Here is a 720-nt window from a genome sequence, read left to right on the forward strand (position 1 = left end):
AGTGAGCTATTACGCTTTCTTTAAAGGGTGGCTGCTTCTAAGCCAACCTCCTAGCTGTCTGTGCCTTTCCACATCGTTTCCCACTTAACTAGAACTTTGGGACCTTAGCTGGCGGTCTGGGTTGTTTCCCTCTTCACGACGGACGTTAGCACCCGCCGTGTGTCTCCCGGATAGTACTCTACGGTATTCGGAGTTTGCATGGGGTTGGTAAGTCGGGATGACCCCCTAGCCCAAACAGTGCTCTACCCCCGTAGGTATTCGTCCGAGGCGCTACCTAAATAGCTTTCGGGGAGAACCAGCTATCTCCCGGTTTGATTGGCCTTTCACCCCCAGCCACAGGTCATCCCCGCCTTTTTCAACAGGCGTGGGTTCGGTCCTCCAGTTGATGTTACTCAACCTTCAACCTGCCCATGGCTAGATCACCGGGTTTCGGGTCTATACCTTGCAACTAAGCGCCCAGTTAAGACTCGCTTTCGCTACGGCTCCCCTATGCGGTTAACCTCGCTACAAAATATAAGTCGCTGACCCATTATACAAAAGGTACGCAGTCACACCACGAAGGTGCTCCCACTGCTTGTACGTATACGGTTTCAGGTTCTATTTCACTCCCCTCACAGGGGTTCTTTTCGCCTTTCCCTCACGGTACTGGTTCACTATCGGTCAGTTAGGAGTATTTAGCCTTGGAGGATGGTCCCCCCATATTCAAACAGGATAACACGT

At 51.9% G+C, this 720-nt stretch carries 1 rRNA gene; it reads right to left on the reverse strand.

Annotation, left to right across the window (positions count from 1 at the left end):
* Window positions 1-720: ribosomal RNA gene (locus IEX02_RS20280) — 23S ribosomal RNA — on the reverse strand; the annotation flags it as partial.

Origin of the sequence: Bowmanella pacifica, assembly GCF_014645355.1 — a bacterium.
GTDB classification, from domain to species: domain Bacteria; phylum Pseudomonadota; class Gammaproteobacteria; order Enterobacterales; family Alteromonadaceae; genus Bowmanella; species Bowmanella pacifica.